Genomic DNA, 17842 nt, shown 5'->3' on the forward strand with positions numbered 1-17842 from the left:
TATGTCTGAGGACGATTCTAAAAAGGAGCCTGAGCCAGAGGAAACTGAGGCAGAAATAAAGCATGAAGAAATTAGCAGAGAAGAGGATGACGAGGGGGGAGAGTTTTCTACAGTTACTATTTCAGATATCGAGATGTTACTAAAAGATACAGAAATATGGGACAAACTGTTAAGGAACGAATTAAGTATTGAGGAAGCTAAAAAAATGTTTGATGATGTAGCTAGGTCGTACTCAAAAGCCGATAAGAAGAAAAGAAGAGTAGAGAAAAAGCCTAAAAAAGGAAAAGTGACTAAGAAATCTGATGAGGAAGAAGAATGATTAAAGCAATATATGGTAGTGCTAAAGATTTTTATGATATTATTCAAGGCGTATCTAATGTAACAGATTCTATAACTTTATACTTTACCGAAGAGGAAGTAATGTCAAGATACTTAACTGAAGATAAAACATTGATGGTTTTACTCAAAATATCCAAGGAGTACATGGAAGAATATATTATAGAAAAACCACTGGGGATAAAAATACAATTAAATGAATTGAAGAAAGTTCTTAATAAAGCTAAGAGTAAGAGCGCAGTAATAAATATAGAAGAGACAGATGCTGGGATGAAGATAACAGTAAGAGATGAAAAAACTGGACTTAAGAGTTCTATTTACCTCAAGGGCGAGAAAATAACCAATATAGAAAATGTGGTTGAACCAAAAGTTGGCTTAACTATATCTTTCACTTGCAGTGGAAATATAATAAAAAATGTTGTGGACGAAGCCAGTAGTATAAGTGAGCAGATTCAGATTGAAGGTGATGATAACCAAATAATCTTTAGCACAGAAGAGAGTGGAAGAGGGTACAAAGCTTATTTGGTGATGGATAAGCCTCTAAAGGGGCTTGAAATACAATCAAGTGGAAAGTCAACATATGGCGTTGAAGTACTAAAAACTGCACTTAAGGCTTCTGCATTCTCTGAAAACTTAACAGTTAGATTTGGAAATAATATTCCGATGAAAATAGAAGCTCCAGTACAGTCTGGTGGTCAGCTTATATTCTGGATAGCACCCAGATTATCGTAGATGAGATTACCAGAAGCTCTCTTAATAATAGCTATATGTTTATTTACAGCATTAAATATTGTATTTCCACTTATAAGTACAAACTTAGCTTCTTTTCCTTCTTCTATACCCCAATTTAAGTTAAATTGTTTATACGCATTATATGTAGCTCCTCTCAAAATTTCTTTTGAATAATCGGACATTGGTTCTTGAATCCTAGTTATTAATAGACCTAATTCTAGGTCTAGCCATAAGTTTGGAGAAAGAAGACCTGCATTATCTGTACCAAAAAGGATATTTACGTTTGCATTTATTGCGTCTACTATTCTAGGAACTCCCACACCAAACCACATGTTACTCCTTGGGCAAAATACTACGGACGTTTCTAATTCACGAAAGTCAGGATATTTAAAATGAGTTGCATGAATTAAGAGATTAGGCTTATAGGATTCAGTTATGTATCTAAAGTCATCCAAAAGATACTGTTTTAAGGTCTCAGAAATATGAACTGCTCTTATTTTGGTTGAAAAAGCATTAAAAATTTCAACTAATTCCTGTTTACTATTTGAGGAAATTGAAGGGAGTCCATATCCATCGGTAATTTTAGACAATTCATTCAATTCATAAGTATCAAAGAAATCCAATCTTCCTAAGATAATGTACTTAATGTCATTTCGTCTTCTGAGTTCACTGACCAATTTGGCACCATTTATACCTTGTTCTCTAAAATCTACTATTGCTAAGACTCCAAACTTCTGCGAATCTATTATAAAATTCTCTATGCCTTTGCGTATAATACTTGGATCTATTGACTTAAAATAAGTGTATTTTTGACTTAATGGGTCACCTACGACTTCCTTAATACTTTGTCTAATACCGTACTCAGGGAATGAATAATCAGCTGTATGTGTATGTGAGTTTACTAATGGTGGAAATAGAATGAAATTTCTAAAATCTTTTGCATTAGTGTCATATCCGTGACCTATGTGAGATATTATTCCATCAGAAATTTCAACGTTTACCTTTTCAACGTAATCAAATTCAGACCCTAAGAAAGCAGCACCTACATTTATTCTAAAATTTTCCATTTTATTTCCCTATTTTTTCTTACGTATTCCAATGCAGTAGTTGCTTTCATTAAGGCTTTTCTGGGATTCTCTGCTATTCCAATTCCAGTCTTCACGTTATCATTTAAATTAGCAATAGTAAGCATTGAATCTAAATCTTTCTTGCTGGCAAAGAGACCTACATTATCTCCACCAAAATAATAAGCTATTCCGCCAACTTTTTCCGACAAGGAAAACACATTAGCTTTTAGTTCTTCAATTTCTTGCATAGCTGTTCTTTTATCTAATCTTGTTATACCATTGATATCATAATGTGCTACAACTATTTTATCATCAGGCTTATCCTCTAATGTATCTACGCAATTGAATATTGATTCATAGATTGTTTCACCATATCCTTTACAAATTTGCATTTTCGTTGGTGAATATTTTTCACTTACTTCTCTAATTACATGAAGCACTTCTTTCTCTTTTACGCCATCAACTAATATAATGTAAGAGTCATATCTAATTGGTATGGGGAAAGCATTAACGTCAGCTAATTTACTGTATAGAATGGATGCAAAATAATGCTGAAAAGCTTGTATTCTCCATTCCCTATCGCATCCCAGACTTTCTGTCCATTCCTTATATCCCACTAAATCTAATATTATAGTTTTCATTCTATGCTCACGTTAGTTTCCTTTGTAAGGTCTATTTCTCTTAGTTTTTTTAATCTTTTAATTAATTTAACAGCACTTTCTACTGCCCTCATGGAGTATTCTTCTATTCTTTCAACAGCCTGCTCATGGGTAACTCCATGACCTATTATTCCTAAAGTGACAGGTTTACCATATTCTACCGATAAATCCATTAGTTTTCTTGCAGTCTGCGTTGCAACTATTTCATCGTGTTTAGTTTCACCCTTAATTACAGCTCCTAAAGTTACTACTCCGTCTATTTCATCTCTCTTTAGTAGTTCTTTAACTATTACAGCCATATCGTAGCTTCCAGGAACTTTCACTACGACTTTCACTGTAACTCCAAGAAACTCTGCATGAGATAAGGCTCTCTGCAACATTAAAGATGTTATATCGTAATTAAATTCACTTACTACTATACCTAAATTAATCTTCGATTGGTCCTGCATTTCCATAACCCTGTCTTAAACCTTTTCCTGCAAAAGGTGTTAGTGAATTTTTACCATCTCTTATTAACTTAACTAAGTTTATCGAGTGCTTGGTTACTCTGTCTATTGCTATATTTTTAAGTTGCTCCTCGTCCTCTGCTTCATCTTCATGAATTGTAACGTCTATTACGTGCTTACTTGTAATTATTTGAGTTGTTATCAAACCTATACTTGCTGCTAAATAACTATATTTATCTAACATACTTTTTCCAACCCACCCAAGTGTAATTACCCCATCACAGCCACTGTCAAGTAATCTCTTTGCAGCAACAGGTAAATCCTTGATTCCTGGTACCGTATATCTCACTATTTCTGCGTCAGGGTCTTCCTTTGTAATAGTTTTAATTGCAATTGCACCCATATCTATTCTAGAAAATGTAGTATCTGCTACGCCGTATTTTCTCCTCATAGTCCTACCACCTCCTTAATAATCTCTTTTCCATCTATCAGAGGAAACCCATTATTTCGAGAATAAATAAGCGATTTGTCTTTTGATAAACTTATATTGTTATCTAGCATCTCTGCTATTATAGCGCTTTTCTTTAATCCTAAATAACTGAATAAAGCCATTGTTAGTTCAGTATGTCCTTTTCTTGTCGATAAACCCCTAGAAAGTAAAATTGGTACATGACCTGGCGAATAAAATTCATTGTAGAATTTTTGAATAGCTTCATCTATGTTATTATTCTCAACTAATTCTACGACTGCATGTAATTCTCTTATAGTTTTAGCCCTATCTTCATCACTTATTCCTGTCTTTGTATCGATGTGGTTTACCCATAGCGAGAATGCTGGCTCATCCCCATATTTTGGTCTTTTATAAAGTTTTGGGTAATTACTTTTTATTATTTCGGAGATAAAAGTAATGCCAATCTGTTGTCCTATATCCTTGCTGGTGACATAACATATTAATCCGCCTGCCTGTGTCCTTAGAGTATTAATTACTTTCCATGTCACTTTCTCCCCGTAGAAAACCATATCTGTTTCCTCTTCTCTACCATCAAAATCATATATTAAAATTGGAAGACCTTGCTCTAAATGCCTCCTTAAAGTGATCTTGTCCAGCATTGTTTAATACATAATAATCTAAAATATTTAAGCGTATGTACTATCTGTTTTTATATCTCCTTAATGTTAAAAATACTATTATACCAATCACAGCTACAATAATAAAAGTATAATCTGTGTTTAATATACCAGCACTTTCTATATTATATGTAGTTTCGTTTCCTTGCTGAAAATTAGAACTATTGTATTCACTTTCGCTACCGGTAAAATAAATAATAATAGTAGCGTTCTGAAGGTTACTTACAATATCTATATTTGTTTCATTATTTTGACTGAAATAGCTTACGATTGCATTACCAGTTAATATAATATCCAAAGTTGAATTCTGGCTATTGATAATTAAAGTTAGATTTTTAGGGTAGATGATACGCAATGGAGATACGTTATTAGAGATTAACAACACTATATTTCCAGACGGGGCTATAGAGTAGTTTATATCTAGTGGTTTATAAGTGAAATTTTGAATTATCTTAATCTCGAACTCAGGTAATCCAGGATAAGATATCGTGTTTGAGTATAATGAAGTAGACCCAAATAGGATATCACATCTCAACGGCAATATGATTATGGTTAAGAGTATTAGCGGGAGGATTTTTTTGCTCATTTATAGTTCAGTTTATTTTAACGTATATTTTATTAGCTTTGATAAATAGTGTATAGTTGATATGTCTAATCAAAATCAGCCTTACAATCCATACAACTGGAAAATGATTTTGCTATCACAAACTTCTATAGTTATAATATCTTTCGTACTATCTCTTTATTCGCAGTATTTCTTGCCAGTGTATATTGCATATTTGATAATTTACTTCATAATAATGACTACTATAATGGCTAGAAGTAATCCTATGCTATCTGAGAGGAAATACCTTTCAGAGATAGTTAATGCACGAACTATACTTGAAGAGAAAAAGGCTGGTGAGTTAATACAAAATGATGAGGAGTATATTAAAAAGTTCCAAGCAATAACCAGTGCTAATCTAAAATCATTTGGAATAATGTTTGTTTACTTGATAGTCATACTAATATTCTATAATTTTGTGGTTCTCAGATATGTTAGTAGCGTGACTCAGATACAAAAATTGATAGTATTCCTAGTCTATTCAGAAGCATTATTCCTATTTGGTATGTTTGTTAACAGAAGAATAATGAGGGTTCAAATGATGGAAGTAATGGCACCATTTACATACAAGATAACTGAAAAAGGGATAGTTTCAACTGATAGAAGTGCAGTATTTTTGCACTCTAGACATCTCGTAAACGCATCTATAGTAGAGAACAGGGATAAGAAGTACGTTGAAATATCTCCTACTACTCTAAAACTTCCATATAAATTAAGACTATATAGTAATGATATAGATAGGATATTAGACGCAATAAACAGAGTAAAGAGATTAGAGTTAAAAAGACAGCAATCTTCTAGTTCTTGAAAAGTGAAAGTGTGAGTAAGATCCTAAACTATTCTCCACGTAAACTCCATCTTTTCCATTCCATATACCCTTTCCGTGTTTATTTTTGAAGGCAAAATTTACATCCCCAACACTTACAGCTTTTGACACGTGAAATTCATGTCCTCTTATACTTTCTCCTTTGCTGGAAAGTAAGTTATCCTTTTCCGTCTCAAGTTCGGTATAGCCAATAGTGAGTTTATCCTTTGCCTTTATCTGTATATCGTATAGTCCTATCATTCTGTAACTTTTTTCATTTATTATTTCGTTCGACAAAAACATGAATCCACCACATTCCGCTAAAAGCTTTACTCCTTTCTCCACGTTTCTCTTTATCCAATCTTTAGTTTTAGTAGAATTTTCGAGTTCCTCTAAATGTAACTCTGGATATCCACCACCTATGTAAATAAAGGATGGTTGGTCAGCTGGGGCATCATTATTAAGTGGGCTAAAGAATTCCACGTCATACCTCTTTTTTAAAATATCTATATTCTCGTCGTAATAAAACGAAAACGCTGAATCATATGCCACATAAGCCTTACCTACTACATTTCGTTCCTCAATTTCATTTGACTCCTGTAGTTCATTTGCTTCCTCTGCAATTTCCACTATTTTGTCAACATCTACATTCATTTCAATCAAGTTAGCTGTTGCATTAATGACATCCTTTGCGTTCTTAAAATCCTCAGTTGTATAAAGACCTAGATGTCTACTGGGTACAGAAAGACTCTTATCTATAGGGAGATACCCAAGTACTTCAACGTTTTCAGGTATCGATTTTTTGCAGTAATCTAGATGTTTCTCAGACGCAATGTAGTTGAATATTACACCTCTCACGTTAGCGTTTCTGTATTCTCTCAATCCTTTAACTATAGCACCAACTGTAGAAGATAGATTGCTACAGTTGATCACAAGGATCAGAGGTGTATGAGTCAATTCAGACAATTTATATGTACTATAATCTTCGTATAATCCGTCATAAAGACCCATCACTCCTTCTATGATTCCCAAGTCAAAGTGCTTACCATATTTTGCAAGACTCGAATATACCCCTGATTCTCCCATTAACCATAAATCAAGGTTTATCACTGGATGTCCACTAGCTATTTTATGATACATAGGGTCGATAAAATCTGGACCTACTTTATATCCTCTTACCTTATATCTCTTCGATAGTACTTTGATTAGCCCGGCTGTAACTAACGTTTTACCTGAGTTACTTCTATCAGAGGAAATAATAATACGGGGAAACCTCATGATAAAAAATAAAGTTATGTCAGATAAATTGTTAATTATGCGTATAGTTTATGATGACGTAAGAGACTTGAAAAACATAGTAGAGACTTTGACTAAGTTTATAGATGAGGGTTTGTTTGAAATAGGTCAGGACGGCATAAGACTAGTGGCTGTAGACAAAGCGCATGTATCCTTAATTAATATCGAATTGTATAAGGAGCTATTTAAGGAGTATGAAGTAGAAGATGAGTTTAAATTTGGTTTTAACAGTCAGTATCTAGCTAAAATTTTAAGTATCGCCAAAAGAAAAGAGGAAATTTCAATAGAGTCCGATTCTCCTGAAAGGGTTAAAATAACATTAGGCGGTGCCTTAAATAGGGTGTTTATAATAAATAATATTCAGGTATCCCCGCCTGAGGTTCCTGAAGTTAATTTGGAATTTGAAGTTAAAGCCTCATTGTCATCAAAAGCGTTTAAGACTACAATTAACGAGATATCTGCAGTAACAGATACAGTGGATATTATTGCAGTGGAGGATAAAGTTATTTTGAAAGGGGAGGGAAAGGAGGGTAGTCAAATAGAAAATGAATTTAGCAAGGATACTGGAGCTATTTCTGATATGGAGTTTAAGAACGAGGCTAAATCTCCATATGATGTAAATTACCTCAGTGATATTTTATCTTTGACAAATCTTTCAGATTATACTAGGTTAGCATTCTCTACCGAGAAGCCTTTAGAATTGGAATTTAATATGGAAGGAGGAGGGAAAGTTACTTATTTACTTGCACCCAAACTATCTTGATGAAATTTTATACAGCATTAGTAGGAAGCTACCCTAAACCTGTAAAGATAGCTAAGGTAATATCTAGGCTCAAAAGTGGCAAGATAGAGAAAAGTAAGGCATATGAGGAGCTAATGAAGTTTGAAAAAAGAATTTTAGAAGAGGTAAAGGAATACGAGCTAGATTATACTACAGACGGTATGGTAGGATGGGATGATATTGCTGATCTCACAACATCTTTTCTAGAGGGTGTAGAAAAAGGCGCTTTAGAGAGGTTTTTCGATAATAATTTCTACTATAGAAAGATTGTGATAAATCAAAAGTTAGGTTATAAATCTCAAAATGACTATGTACAGTATTTTAAGCAAGTAAAAGAAATTTCTAAGGATCTAAAGTCAAAAATTAAAATAGTAATATTAGGTCCATTAACTTTCCTACAGCTGGCTGAAAACAATTATTATGACGATGTCGGAAACATAATTGACGATTACGCTAAAAGCACTAATAGCTTATTGAGAGACTTAATTGACTATTACGATGTTGTAGAGGTTCATGAACCTTCATTGTTTCAGAAAGGGATTAAAGGAGCATTACTTCAAAGTTCTCAACAAGTATATGAAAAACTGTTTAATGGAATTAATAAGGAGAAACACGTTTTAACATATTTTGATATTAGGTTTGATAGAATTCAGTATTTACTAAACTTGCCCGCTGATTATTTTGGATTTGATGTAACAGAACAGAACAAGACTAAACTTGGAAGATTATACGGTTATATGAAAGATATGAATGTCTATCTAGGAGTAATAGACTCAAGAAATACTAAAATGGATAAAATATCTACCATTAGAAGGATAATTGAAAAAGTTCATGAGAAAGGTGCTAAAAGTTTGATTATTGGTAATTCGAGTTTCAATGATTTCATACCTGAGATTGTGGTGAGGAGAAAGCTTAAATTACTTCAAAAAACTAAGAGGTTGGTCGCAAATGTCTGATGAAATCACTATTTTACCTACCACAGTTATTGGAAGTTATCCTAGACCAAAGTGGCTAAGGGAAACTATCAGACTACACAGAGCTGGAAAAGTTAACCAGGAGGATCTTGAGGAAGCATTTAATGATGCAGTTGTAACAGTAGTTAGGGATCATCAAGAGGCAGGGATTGATGTTCCAACTGATGGTGAAATGAGAAGAGACGAAATGGTGGAGTTTTTTGCAGAGAGACTGTCAGGATTTAAATTTTATGGTCACGTTAGAGTTTGGGGAGATCATTATTATAGGAAACCTTCAGTTACTGGAAAAATAAAGTACAACAATCCTATGCTTTTAGATGAAGTAAACTTTGCTAAAAGCGTATCTTATACCCAGAATCTTAAAGTAACAATTACTGGACCATATACCATTTCAGAATGGTCTTATAACGAGTATTATAAAACTCAGAGGGACATGGCTTTCGACCTCGCTAAGGTTATAAATCAAGAAATAAAGAACTTAGTTGATATAGGAATAAAGGTTATTCAAGTCGATGAGCCTGCTATACATACGAGAAAAGAAGATGTTGAATGGGCTATTGATTCAATAAATGAGTCTATTAAAGGTGTAAATGTTAAAGTAGTCTTACATGTATGCTATGGTGAGTATTCGTATTTAGAACCCCACTTGGACAAATTGAAGGTTGATCAAATTAATCTTGCCCTAAAGAACTATAATTATACACCTGTGAAATTATTTAAGAAATGGGATAGGGAGATCGGAGTAGGAGTAATAGATGTCCACAACAGGAAAATCGAAAGTGTGGAAGAAGTAGCTGAAGATCTGAGAAAATTACTCGAGTATTTTAAACCTGAAATGGTATGGGTAAATCCTGATTGTGGTTTAAAGTTACTTCCAAGAAAAATAGCTCTCCAGAAACTTATTAATATGGTAAAAGGTACGCTGATTGTAAGAGAAGAACTTAAAAAGAAAGGTTACACAAATACTACACTCAAGCCATTAATTAATAGGTGAGCTGATTGAATAAGAAGAGGGCAAAGGGAAACTCACACTCAATAAGACCTGTTAGGAGCGGACCTCCTAAGTGGGTGAGGTTCACAAGAGAGGAGGTAGAGCTATTAGTAGAGGAGTTAGCAAAGAGAGGTTATCCACCTAGCATGATAGGAATGGTGTTGAGAGATCAGTATGGCGTACCTTTGGTAAAACAAATAACAGGGAGGAAGCTTACGGCAATTCTTCAGGATAGGAATATGAAGCCGAAGATACCTGAAGATCTATTTAATCTTATGAGAAGGGCAGTAAACATTAGACGTCACTTATTTGAATACCCTAAGGATAAAAGTGCTAAACGTGGATTGGAGGAAGTCGAATCCAAGATAAGAAGATTAGCAAGTTATTACAAAGAAACAGGCAAGTTACCACAAGAGTGGAGTTACGATCCAGCCAAAGCCGAACTATTGGTAACTGGTTCCCTCTACTGATAAAGCCTTTTCTGCTTTTTCCTTAAGTATATCTACTATTCTTTTATCGAATCCTATTGGTTCTGCTATAATGATCTTAGCTTTATTAGAAGTCTCCTTTAGTTGATTTGGTATATCCCTTTTGAAATGCATACCAGCAGCAAACAGTAATGGAACTACAACAATTGTATCAGCACCTCTCTCTACTAACTTTTTAGCAGCTTCATCAATTTTAGGCTCATTAATTTCTATGAATCCATACTCTACCAGTGGGAAATGTCGTTTTAGTTCCTCTGCATAATTAATTACAATTTCTTGCCACTCTTTTATCTTGCTTCCATGAAGCACTAATAATAATCCTATCATAGATAAACTTTCGACTTCGATTTTAAATACTTGTTTTTTAATTTACCTTAATAGTGGTAAATATTGCCTGACTTTAAGATTGTGGTATCTGATCCCAAAACGAAAGAGGATAAGAAGGAAAAACTAAAAGTGAAAGTTTCCGATAAGGTTAAATCAAATCAGGGTGAGAAAGAAGGAAAAGCCATACCTTTGGCGAGAATTAATGATAAAATCAAACAGGCTTTAAACTTAGATGATTTTCTGACGCTGGAAATAACTAAGCAAGAAGGAGATAAAAAAGTAAAGATTAAAGGTCATTTTAAGATAGAAGTAGATAACACAGTGCCTGACGGAGAAGTGTGGATATCAAAATCTATGGCAGAAAAATTTGGTGCTGAAGAGTTTGAGGCTTTGGCATATAGGACTAGAGCCTTTCAATTATCTTTAGATCAGTCTAAATTACCTAATTTGGTTGGAACCAAAATCGGTGATGTTATAGATATTAATGTATCAGGTGTTAATCTTAAATTAAAGATAACCGGAGGTTCCGATAACTCAGGCTTCTCTATGAGATTTGACGTAGGAGGCGGAGCCAAGAGAAAAATACTAGTTAGTGGTCCACCAGGCTATTATCCCAAAGAAGATGGATTAAGGAGAAAGAGAACTGTCAGGGGAAATATGATAACTCCTGAAATAGTTCAAATTAATACTATAATGATTAGGTGATGATCCGTTTGGCATGGCCAAGAGTACAACCTGAAGCCAATATAGGTGTTGTGGGTCATGTAGACCATGGTAAAACTACTTTAGTTCAGGCTCTAACTGGAATTTGGACTTCGAAACATTCTGAAGAGTTAAAAAGAGGTATGACAATCAAACTGGGATATGCTGAAGCTAACATAGGTTTATGTGAGTCTTGTAAATTACCAGATGGTTATGTAACTGAACCATCATGTTCACAATGCAATTCTAGTGAAGAACCAAAATTTTTAAGAAAGGTCTCATTTATAGACGCACCAGGTCATGAGATATTAATGGCTACTATGCTTTCTGGAGCTGCATTGATGGATGGTGCAATTTTAGTTGTGGCTGCAAATGAACCATTTCCTCAACCACAAACTAGGGAACACTTTGTCGCTCTTGGTATAGTTGATGTTAAGAGATTGGTAATAGTTCAAAATAAGGTAGATGTAGTAAGTAGAGAAGAAGCTATAAAGCAGTATAAACAGATTAGGGAATTTCTGAAGGGTACGTGGGCTGAAAATGCGCCTATAATTCCCGCAAGTTCACTACATAAGATTAACATAGATGCTGTTATTGGTGCATTGCAAGATCATATACCTACACCTGAGAGAGATTTGAGTAAAGATCCGATAATGCTGATAATAAGAAGCTTTGATGTAAACAAGCCAGGAACCAGTTATGATAAGTTGAGCGGCGGTGTTATAGGTGGCAGTATAATCCAAGGTAAATTCAAGGTAGGAGACGAAATAAAGATATTGCCAGGTATAAGGATTGAGAAACCTGATGGAAAGGCTGAATATATTCCACTCTATACTACAATATCATCTATAAGATTTATGGACTTAGAGGTTGAAGAAGCTAAACCTGGTGGATTAGTAGCAATAGGAACAAAACTTGATCCATCATATGTCAAGGCTGACAATTTGATAGGTAGTGTTGCAGTGAAGGCTGATAGGGATATACCAGTAGTAACCGAAGTGACCATAGAGAATTTTCAATTATTAGAGAGAGTTGTAGGAACAAAGGAATTAGTTAAGGTTGATTCCATAAGACCTAAGGAATCCCTTATGATAAGCTTTGGTTCAGCTACCACTATAGGTGTTACAAAATCTGTAAAGGGAGGTAGAGTCGAGGTAGAACTTAAAAGACCTATAGTATTATGGGACAAGAATTTGAGAATAGTAGTTAGTAGACAAATAGGCGGAAGATGGAGATTAATAGGATGGGGAATAATAAGCTAAAGATCTTAGTAGATACGAATATTCTTATGAACGTATATGACGGTATTGATCCTTTTGAATTGGTAATTTCTTATCTTGAATATAAGCCTGAATTTTATGTCTCAAAGGCTACTATAATGGAGCTTGATAAGTTTTTGAATGAGGAGAAAAGTGTCATAAAACAGAAGAGAGCCAGAGTCGCAATGTTATATTTAGAGACCAATAAGAGTTCATGGACACTAATAGATGAAGCTGATAATATCCTAGTGGACAATTTATTATTAGAGCTATGTAAGCAGTATAACTTTATAATTTTCACTTCCGACAGGATATTGAAGAACAGAGCACTAAAAGAAGGAATAAAGGTTATATACCTCGTACCAAAAGGTAAAAATATAAGTCTTAATTTTATTATCTAGTTTGATGTTTAAGCTAGTTAGAGCTAAAGGTATTGTTAGAATTCCCCCTGAGTATTTTGGTCAGTCTGTTGATGAAATCGCTATAAAAATTTTAAGGCAAGAATATCAGGAGAAACTCATTAAGGATATTGGTGTCGTATTAGGTATTGTAAACGCTAAGGCTAGCGAAGAAGGTTTCATTATATTTGGTGACGGTGCGACATATCACGAAGTGGAATTTGATATGTTGGTTTATACACCTATAATACATGAAGTTATTGAAGGAGAAGTAAGCCAAGTCGACAATTACGGTGTTTATGTTAATATGGGTCCCGTTGATGGTTTAGTTCATATATCTCAAATAACTGACGACAATTTGAAGTTTGACTCTAATAGAGGAATATTGATAGGTGAAAAGAGTAAGAAGAGCATACAAAAAGGTGATAGAGTTAGGGCTATGATAATTAGTGCATCTATGAGCAGTGGGAGACTTCCTAGAATAGCATTAACTATGAAGCAACCCTATCTAGGTAAAATAGAATGGATAAATCAAGAAATAGCAAAGGCGAGTAAGTAATGTCAGAGAAGAAGGGTACCAGTTTTAAGGCATGTAAGAACTGTAGAGCATTAGTACCTCCAGAAACAAGTATATGTCCACTTTGTCATTCATCTTCCTTTAGCGACGAATGGAATGGCATGGTAATAATACTAAATGAGAAATCAGAAGTTGGACAGATGTTTGGGGCTACAACTCCTTGGAGATACGCAATAATAGTGAAATAGATCTTTGCTTTATCTTGCCAAGAAGTTTAAGGGCAGAACTCAGTAAACCATATGGGGTTCTTTTTATCAACGAGAATAAATTAAAACAATTTCTTATAAATAAGTCCAATAGTAGGCTAATAACAGTAGGCGATGTCGTCACCCAAACTATACTTAAATTCCATATTAAACCATTTTTGGCAATAGTAGACGGTAAAACGAAGAGAAAGTTAGTTAAGGAAAATTTTGGACAATTTGAATACATAAAAGTTAAAAATGAACCTGGTCTTATACGGCTTTCAACTATAAGAGAGATAAAAGATATTTTAGTTCATAATGAAAATGATAAGATTTTGATGGTTGATGGAGAGGAAGATCTTTTGGTTATTCCCGTTGTAATATATGGTAATTTTGGTGACATAATAATATACGGTCAGCCTAATGCAGGCGTAGTCGTAACGCTGAATAATGATTTTCTTAAGAGAAGAGTTTTGGAAATTTTCAAAAAATTTCAGGTCACTTCATGCTAGACTAAATCCGACCTGCGCGGGATCATCATAATTTCAGACCTTTCGAGCCTCTTCATGCTCCAAATTTCTCGTACCTATATGAATAGTTCAGTAATAGATTTATTACATCCAACCCTTTTATTCTTAGAGACCCTTTACGTAACTGTTTTTCATTAAAATCATCTACGTTATCAGCAACTATATTATATGGAACGTATAACAAGAAAGGTACAGGGTCACCTGTGTGTTCCTTTACCTCAACAGGAGTTGCATGGTCTCCTGTGATAGCTATTATTAATTCTGAGCCATAAATGTCTAATACTCTACCTATCATTTTATCTATCATACTTATAGCATATAACTTACCGTCAATATTTCCGTCATGCGATGCTGCGTCAGTAGCTTTTAAGTGAAGAAATACCATGTCATATTCTTTAAGTAATTTCGATGCCTCTTCTGCTTTACCTATATAGTTTGTATCTAGTCCGCCTGTGGCTCCCTTGGGAGTAACTACATTCATTCCAATTTGGCTACATATACCTTTTATTAATGCTGTTGCAGATACTGCTGCCGCGTTAATCTTAGTGTAATCATAAAATTTTGGCAGGTCAACATATTGTGCTGCCCCCCTAAGAAGTACTATATTTGCAGGTAACTCTCCTCTTTCAATTCTTTTTTTATTCAATTCTGAACTAGAAAGTATATCGTATATTCTATTTGTGAGTTTATTAAGAACTTCAGCAGTAATTTTAGCCTCTCTTGTATCATCAGTTGCCTCACTTTTTTTAACTTTAACGCCGGTCTCATGAGGATCAGTATCGCTAATTTTATCGCTTAAGCCTTTACCACTAAGGACAACTGCTACTCTATGTTCTGTACCATGATAGAATTTAACTTGAACTCCATCTATTTCTCCAATCTTTGAGTTTAACTCTTGCACCAGGTCTTTTGCTTCATCAACCTTCCTTCCTGCTCTCCTATCTATCACAGTAAGGTTATTATCTACAGTTGCGAAGTTCCCTCTAAAAGCTACATCTCCTGCTTTGAGTCTTGCACCAGCTCCAATAGCTTCGAACGCTCCTCTTCCCCTATAATACTTAAATGGATCTATACCAAAGATAGCTAAATGGGATGTATCACTTCCTGGTACTATTCCAGGGGATATAGGGTCCATTAACCCAGCTATGGAGTTCTTAAGTAATTCACCTATATTTGGTTTCTCCACTGCCTCAAGAGGCGTCTTATGTTCTAGTTTAGTGACAGGCCGATCTCCTAGACCATCTGCAATGAATAAGAGAATTTTATATTGCTTCATGCTATCGCCCTCTTTAGCTCCTTTGAAAATCTCTCGTATCTTTGTATATCAGCTTGAGTAAGGGAAGCTTTTACAACATTCAAGGCTTTTTCGAAATCCTCTTTACTTACCTTAAATGAGGTTTTGTTCATACATTCTTTTATGTGCTTTTGGTAGCATTCCATGTTACCCTTGCATTCGTCTCTAGACTGTTTGTCACACATAGAGTAAATAGATCTCATGGCGTTAATAGTAGCTTCTCTAACCAAAGCCTCTAGGTCTGCTCCTGTATATCCTTCTGCTTTTTCTGCAATATCCTCAAGTGACACATCTTCAGCCAATGGCACATTTTTAGTGTGAACCTTCAAAATCTCAAACCTTGCAGTCTTATCAGGTGGAGGAACATAAATCAACCTATCAAACCTACCTGGTCTAAGCAAAGCAGGATCCAAAATATCAGGCCTATTAGTAGCTGCAATTATAACCACTTTATTTAATGGTACTATTCCGTCCATTTCTGCTAGTAGTTGGTTTACTATTCTTTCTGTTACTCCGCTGTCTGTTGATAGTCCTCTTATTGGTGCTATTGAGTCTATTTCATCGAAGAATATTACTGTTGGTGCTGCTTGTCTTGCTTTTCTGAATATTTCTCTTATTGCTTTTTCGCTTTCACCAACCCATTTTGATAGTATTTCTGGTCCCCTTACTGCTATGAAGTTTGCACCACTCTCTGTTGCAACAGCCTTTGCAAGCATAGTCTTACCAGTACCAGGAGGACCAAACAACAAAATACCCTTAGGAGGTGTTACACCTGACTTAGTAAATAACTCAGGGAATCTCAAAGGCCATTCCACAGCTTCTCTTAGTTGTTGCTTAACGTTATCCAGTCCTCCAATATCATTCCAATTTACTTTAGGAACTTCTACATATACTTCTCTCAATAGAGATGGCTGTATTGATTTCAGTGCATTCAGGAAATCGTTCATAGATACTTTTAGTTCCTTTATTATTTCTGCAGGAATAGTTGGTTGATCGAGGTTTAATTTCTTCTCGTCTACGAATCTTCTTAGTGCATATATTGCAGCTTCTTTTGCCAAAGCCGCTAAATCTGCTCCAGTATAACCATATGTCATCTCGGCTAATTTATCGAGATCAACATCATCTGTAATAGGCATATTTCTAGTGTGAACTTGAAGTATATCCTTTCTTCCCTTGGTGTCGGGTGGTCTTATTTCAATTTCCCTATCGAATCTACCTGGTCTTCTAAGGGCAGGATCTATTGCGTCTGGTCTATTTGTGGCACCAATAACTATAACTCTACCTCTGCCTTTAATTCCATCCATAAGTGTCAGTAGTTGCGCTACCACTCTTTTTTCTACTTCTCCGGTAACATCTTCTCTTTTTGGTGCTATGGCATCTATCTCGTCAATAAATATTATTGACGGTGCATTTTCTTCGGCTTCTTTAAATATCTCTCTTATTCTTTGCTCGCTCTCTCCATAGAATTTACTCATTATCTCTGGTCCATTAACGGTTATAAAGTAGGCTCCGATCTCATTTGCTAACGCTCTTGCTAGTAAGGTTTTACCTGTACCTGGTGGACCGTATAATAATATTCCCTTAGGTGGGTCAATTCCTAGTCTCTGGAATAGTTCTGGATGTCTCATTGGCCATTCCACAATTTCTCTTATTTTCTGTTTTGCTTCCTCTAGATCGCCTATATCTTCCCAGCTTACTTTAGGATAAGCTAATGAGCTCTCTTTTACTGGTTCTTCTCTTATTTCAATATTTGTACTACCTGTAACATAAACGTAATTTGAGGGTTGTGTATTCACAACTGTCAGTTCTAAGGTTCCCGTATAGATTGGTATTGGAAGTGTCTCTCCTTTAGCTAATGGTTTGTCCATTAGTGTATCTTTTACATATTCTACAAAACTATTGTCAAATCTAATTGGTTGTGTAGGTGCTAACACTACTTTACTTGCTGGTGACACATTGGTTTTTCTGACAGTTACATCATCTCCTATTCCAACTTTTATAGACTTTCTGATGTAACCATCTATTCTAATTTCGTCATCGGATATATCGTATGCAGGCATTACTTGAGCTAAAGCAGAATTCCCATCTTGTCCTATAATTTCTATGTAATCTCCGGCTTCTACATTTAATTTTCTCATGGAAGTTTCTGAAATTCTAGCTACTTTTTTTCCAACGTCTCTCTGTCTAGCTTCAGTAACTCTAAACTTAATACTTTGACTCATGTGACATATTACTTTAACCTTTTTAAATAAGTCTAACTGTA

The 17842-nt window shown here is 34.8% G+C and carries 23 protein-coding genes; 13 read left to right on the top strand and 10 right to left on the bottom strand.

The genetic code is table 11. The features are described from left to right. Position 1: 1 nt before the first annotated feature. Together SACI_RS03905 and SACI_RS03910 are read left to right on the top strand one after the other, a co-directional pair. Positions 2-319: an RNA polymerase subunit Rpo13 gene (locus SACI_RS03905; RefSeq protein WP_011277685.1), complete on the top strand. Its 318-nt coding sequence runs from the start codon at positions 2-4 to the stop codon at positions 317-319. Next, entirely contained in the window at positions 316-1068 is a 753-nt protein-coding gene (locus tag SACI_RS03910) for a DNA polymerase sliding clamp (RefSeq protein ID WP_011277686.1), read from the top strand. The genes SACI_RS03905 and SACI_RS03910 overlap by 4 nt, the downstream gene beginning before the upstream one ends. On the opposite strand, the gene SACI_RS03915 is transcribed toward SACI_RS03910, so the two are convergent. Genes SACI_RS03915 through SACI_RS03940 form a run of 6 tightly spaced genes read right to left on the bottom strand, consistent with a single transcriptional unit; the run spans position 1032 to position 4954 of the window. Continuing rightward, positions 1032-2135 carry an amidohydrolase family protein gene (locus SACI_RS03915; protein ID WP_011277687.1) on the bottom strand — a complete coding sequence of 368 codons (1104 nt, stop codon included), beginning with the start codon at positions 2133-2135 and terminating at the stop codon, positions 1032-1034. The two genes, SACI_RS03910 and SACI_RS03915, sit on opposite strands and share 37 nt — an antisense overlap. Next, positions 2117-2776 (bottom strand): GTP cyclohydrolase IIa, encoded by a 660-nt coding sequence (locus SACI_RS03920; RefSeq protein ID WP_011277688.1) that lies wholly within the window; start codon positions 2774-2776, stop codon positions 2117-2119. The genes SACI_RS03915 and SACI_RS03920 overlap by 19 nt, the downstream gene beginning before the upstream one ends. Then, the gene (gene ribH, locus SACI_RS03925; protein WP_015385504.1) at positions 2773-3243 is read right to left on the bottom strand and encodes a 6,7-dimethyl-8-ribityllumazine synthase; all 471 of its coding nucleotides are present in this window, start codon (positions 3241-3243) and stop codon (positions 2773-2775) included. The genes SACI_RS03920 and ribH overlap by 4 nt, the downstream gene beginning before the upstream one ends. Then, complete coding sequence (gene ribC, locus SACI_RS03930) at positions 3221-3691, bottom strand: riboflavin synthase (RefSeq protein WP_011277690.1); 471 nt, start codon at positions 3689-3691, stop codon at positions 3221-3223. The genes ribH and ribC overlap by 23 nt, the downstream gene beginning before the upstream one ends. After that, entirely contained in the window at positions 3688-4350 is a 663-nt protein-coding gene (locus tag SACI_RS03935) for a 3,4-dihydroxy-2-butanone-4-phosphate synthase (protein ID WP_011277691.1), read from the bottom strand. The genes ribC and SACI_RS03935 overlap by 4 nt, the downstream gene beginning before the upstream one ends. Positions 4351-4390: 40 nt before the next feature. Further along, positions 4391-4954: a hypothetical protein gene (locus SACI_RS03940; protein WP_011277692.1), complete on the bottom strand. Its 564-nt coding sequence runs from the start codon at positions 4952-4954 to the stop codon at positions 4391-4393. 61 nt (positions 4955-5015) lie between these two features. On the opposite strand from SACI_RS03940, the gene SACI_RS03945 reads away from it, so the two are divergent. Next, positions 5016-5780 carry a DUF2208 domain-containing protein gene (locus SACI_RS03945; RefSeq protein ID WP_011277693.1) on the top strand — a complete coding sequence of 255 codons (765 nt, stop codon included), beginning with the start codon at positions 5016-5018 and terminating at the stop codon, positions 5778-5780. Here the strand turns inward: SACI_RS03945 and SACI_RS03950 are convergent. Beyond that, positions 5751-7055 (bottom strand): cobyrinate a,c-diamide synthase, encoded by a 1305-nt coding sequence (locus SACI_RS03950; protein ID WP_011277694.1) that lies wholly within the window; start codon positions 7053-7055, stop codon positions 5751-5753. The two genes, SACI_RS03945 and SACI_RS03950, sit on opposite strands and share 30 nt — an antisense overlap. Here SACI_RS03950 and pcn point away from each other — a divergent pair. From pcn to SACI_RS03970, 4 genes are read left to right on the top strand one after another with little or no spacing between them, the layout of a single operon-like run. Next, positions 7054-7836, top strand: a complete 783-nt coding sequence (gene pcn / locus SACI_RS03955) for a proliferating cell nuclear antigen (pcna) (RefSeq protein WP_011277695.1) — start codon at positions 7054-7056, stop codon at positions 7834-7836. The genes SACI_RS03950 and pcn overlap by 2 nt on opposite strands. After that, positions 7836-8810 (top strand): 5-methyltetrahydropteroyltriglutamate--homocysteine methyltransferase, encoded by a 975-nt coding sequence (locus tag SACI_RS03960; RefSeq protein ID WP_011277696.1) that lies wholly within the window; start codon positions 7836-7838, stop codon positions 8808-8810. The genes pcn and SACI_RS03960 overlap by 1 nt, the downstream gene beginning before the upstream one ends. Further along, positions 8803-9822: a methionine synthase gene (locus tag SACI_RS03965; RefSeq protein WP_011277697.1), complete on the top strand. Its 1020-nt coding sequence runs from the start codon at positions 8803-8805 to the stop codon at positions 9820-9822. The genes SACI_RS03960 and SACI_RS03965 overlap by 8 nt, the downstream gene beginning before the upstream one ends. A 5-nt stretch (positions 9823-9827) precedes the next feature. Then, positions 9828-10289 carry a 30S ribosomal protein S15 gene (locus SACI_RS03970; protein ID WP_011277698.1) on the top strand — a complete coding sequence of 154 codons (462 nt, stop codon included), beginning with the start codon at positions 9828-9830 and terminating at the stop codon, positions 10287-10289. On the opposite strand, the gene SACI_RS03975 is transcribed toward SACI_RS03970, so the two are convergent. Further along, the gene (locus tag SACI_RS03975) at positions 10263-10634 is read right to left on the bottom strand and encodes a CbiX/SirB N-terminal domain-containing protein (RefSeq protein ID WP_011277699.1); all 372 of its coding nucleotides are present in this window, start codon (positions 10632-10634) and stop codon (positions 10263-10265) included. The two genes, SACI_RS03970 and SACI_RS03975, sit on opposite strands and share 27 nt — an antisense overlap. A gap of 63 nt (positions 10635-10697) precedes the next feature. On the opposite strand from SACI_RS03975, the gene SACI_RS03980 reads away from it, so the two are divergent. From SACI_RS03980 to SACI_RS04005, 6 genes are read left to right on the top strand one after another with little or no spacing between them, the layout of a single operon-like run. Beyond that, positions 10698-11339 (top strand): 30S ribosomal protein S6e, encoded by a 642-nt coding sequence (locus SACI_RS03980; RefSeq protein WP_011277700.1) that lies wholly within the window; start codon positions 10698-10700, stop codon positions 11337-11339. A gap of 8 nt (positions 11340-11347) precedes the next feature. After that, complete coding sequence (locus tag SACI_RS03985; protein WP_011277701.1) at positions 11348-12598, top strand: translation initiation factor IF-2 subunit gamma; 1251 nt, start codon at positions 11348-11350, stop codon at positions 12596-12598. Next, positions 12565-12996 carry a PIN domain-containing protein gene (locus tag SACI_RS03990; protein WP_011277702.1) on the top strand — a complete coding sequence of 144 codons (432 nt, stop codon included), beginning with the start codon at positions 12565-12567 and terminating at the stop codon, positions 12994-12996. Before SACI_RS03985 ends, SACI_RS03990 begins: the two co-directional genes overlap by 34 nt. Positions 12997-13000: 4 nt before the next feature. After that, positions 13001-13552: a DNA-directed RNA polymerase gene (locus SACI_RS03995; protein WP_011277703.1), complete on the top strand. Its 552-nt coding sequence runs from the start codon at positions 13001-13003 to the stop codon at positions 13550-13552. After that, entirely contained in the window at positions 13552-13758 is a 207-nt protein-coding gene (spt4, locus tag SACI_RS04000) for a transcription elongation factor subunit Spt4 (RefSeq protein WP_011277704.1), read from the top strand. The genes SACI_RS03995 and spt4 overlap by 1 nt, the downstream gene beginning before the upstream one ends. A 14-nt stretch (positions 13759-13772) precedes the next feature. Beyond that, on the top strand, positions 13773-14267 hold the full coding sequence (locus SACI_RS04005) for a GTP-dependent dephospho-CoA kinase family protein (RefSeq protein WP_011277705.1): 495 nt from the start codon (positions 13773-13775) through the stop codon (positions 14265-14267). A 52-nt stretch (positions 14268-14319) separates the two neighbouring features. On the opposite strand, the gene SACI_RS04010 is transcribed toward SACI_RS04005, so the two are convergent. Beyond that, positions 14320-15561, bottom strand: coding sequence for a 2,3-bisphosphoglycerate-independent phosphoglycerate mutase (locus SACI_RS04010; protein WP_011277706.1), 1242 nt, complete (start codon positions 15559-15561; stop codon positions 14320-14322). Continuing rightward, a complete protein-coding gene (locus SACI_RS04015; protein ID WP_011277707.1) occupies positions 15558-17801 on the bottom strand; it encodes a CDC48 family AAA ATPase in 2244 nt (747 codons plus the stop codon). The genes SACI_RS04010 and SACI_RS04015 overlap by 4 nt, the downstream gene beginning before the upstream one ends. Positions 17802-17842 lie beyond the last annotated feature (41 nt).

The sequence above is a fragment of the Sulfolobus acidocaldarius DSM 639 genome (genome assembly GCF_000012285.1).
GTDB classification, from domain to species: domain Archaea; phylum Thermoproteota; class Thermoprotei_A; order Sulfolobales; family Sulfolobaceae; genus Sulfolobus; species Sulfolobus acidocaldarius.

Bases quoted from the DNA above. Each gene is read 5' to 3' on its own strand.
- SACI_RS03905 (WP_011277685.1), top strand. From the start codon at position 2: ATGTCTGAGGACGATTCTAAAAAGGAGCCTGAGCCAGAGGAAACTGAG.
- SACI_RS03910 (WP_011277686.1), top strand. From the start codon at position 316: ATGATTAAAGCAATATATGGTAGTGCTAAAGATTTTTATGATATTATT.
- SACI_RS03915 (WP_011277687.1), bottom strand. From the start codon at position 2,135: ATGGAAAATTTTAGAATAAATGTAGGTGCTGCTTTCTTAGGGTCTGAA.
- SACI_RS03920 (WP_011277688.1), bottom strand. From the start codon at position 2,776: ATGAAAACTATAATATTAGATTTAGTGGGATATAAGGAATGGACAGAA.
- ribH (WP_015385504.1), bottom strand. From the start codon at position 3,243: ATGCAGGACCAATCGAAGATTAATTTAGGTATAGTAGTAAGTGAATTT.
- ribC (WP_011277690.1), bottom strand. From the start codon at position 3,691: ATGAGGAGAAAATACGGCGTAGCAGATACTACATTTTCTAGAATAGAT.
- SACI_RS03935 (WP_011277691.1), bottom strand. From the start codon at position 4,350: ATGCTGGACAAGATCACTTTAAGGAGGCATTTAGAGCAAGGTCTTCCA.
- SACI_RS03940 (WP_011277692.1), bottom strand. From the start codon at position 4,954: ATGAGCAAAAAAATCCTCCCGCTAATACTCTTAACCATAATCATATTG.
- SACI_RS03945 (WP_011277693.1), top strand. From the start codon at position 5,016: ATGTCTAATCAAAATCAGCCTTACAATCCATACAACTGGAAAATGATT.
- pcn (WP_011277695.1), top strand. From the start codon at position 7,054: ATGATAAAAAATAAAGTTATGTCAGATAAATTGTTAATTATGCGTATA.
- SACI_RS03950 (WP_011277694.1), bottom strand. From the start codon at position 7,055: ATGAGGTTTCCCCGTATTATTATTTCCTCTGATAGAAGTAACTCAGGT.
- SACI_RS03960 (WP_011277696.1), top strand. From the start codon at position 7,836: ATGAAATTTTATACAGCATTAGTAGGAAGCTACCCTAAACCTGTAAAG.
- SACI_RS03965 (WP_011277697.1), top strand. From the start codon at position 8,803: ATGTCTGATGAAATCACTATTTTACCTACCACAGTTATTGGAAGTTAT.
- SACI_RS03975 (WP_011277699.1), bottom strand. From the start codon at position 10,634: ATGATAGGATTATTATTAGTGCTTCATGGAAGCAAGATAAAAGAGTGG.
- SACI_RS03990 (WP_011277702.1), top strand. From the start codon at position 12,565: ATGGAGATTAATAGGATGGGGAATAATAAGCTAAAGATCTTAGTAGAT.
- SACI_RS03995 (WP_011277703.1), top strand. From the start codon at position 13,001: ATGTTTAAGCTAGTTAGAGCTAAAGGTATTGTTAGAATTCCCCCTGAG.
- spt4 (WP_011277704.1), top strand. From the start codon at position 13,552: ATGTCAGAGAAGAAGGGTACCAGTTTTAAGGCATGTAAGAACTGTAGA.
- SACI_RS04010 (WP_011277706.1), bottom strand. From the start codon at position 15,561: ATGAAGCAATATAAAATTCTCTTATTCATTGCAGATGGTCTAGGAGAT.
- SACI_RS04015 (WP_011277707.1), bottom strand. From the start codon at position 17,801: ATGAGTCAAAGTATTAAGTTTAGAGTTACTGAAGCTAGACAGAGAGAC.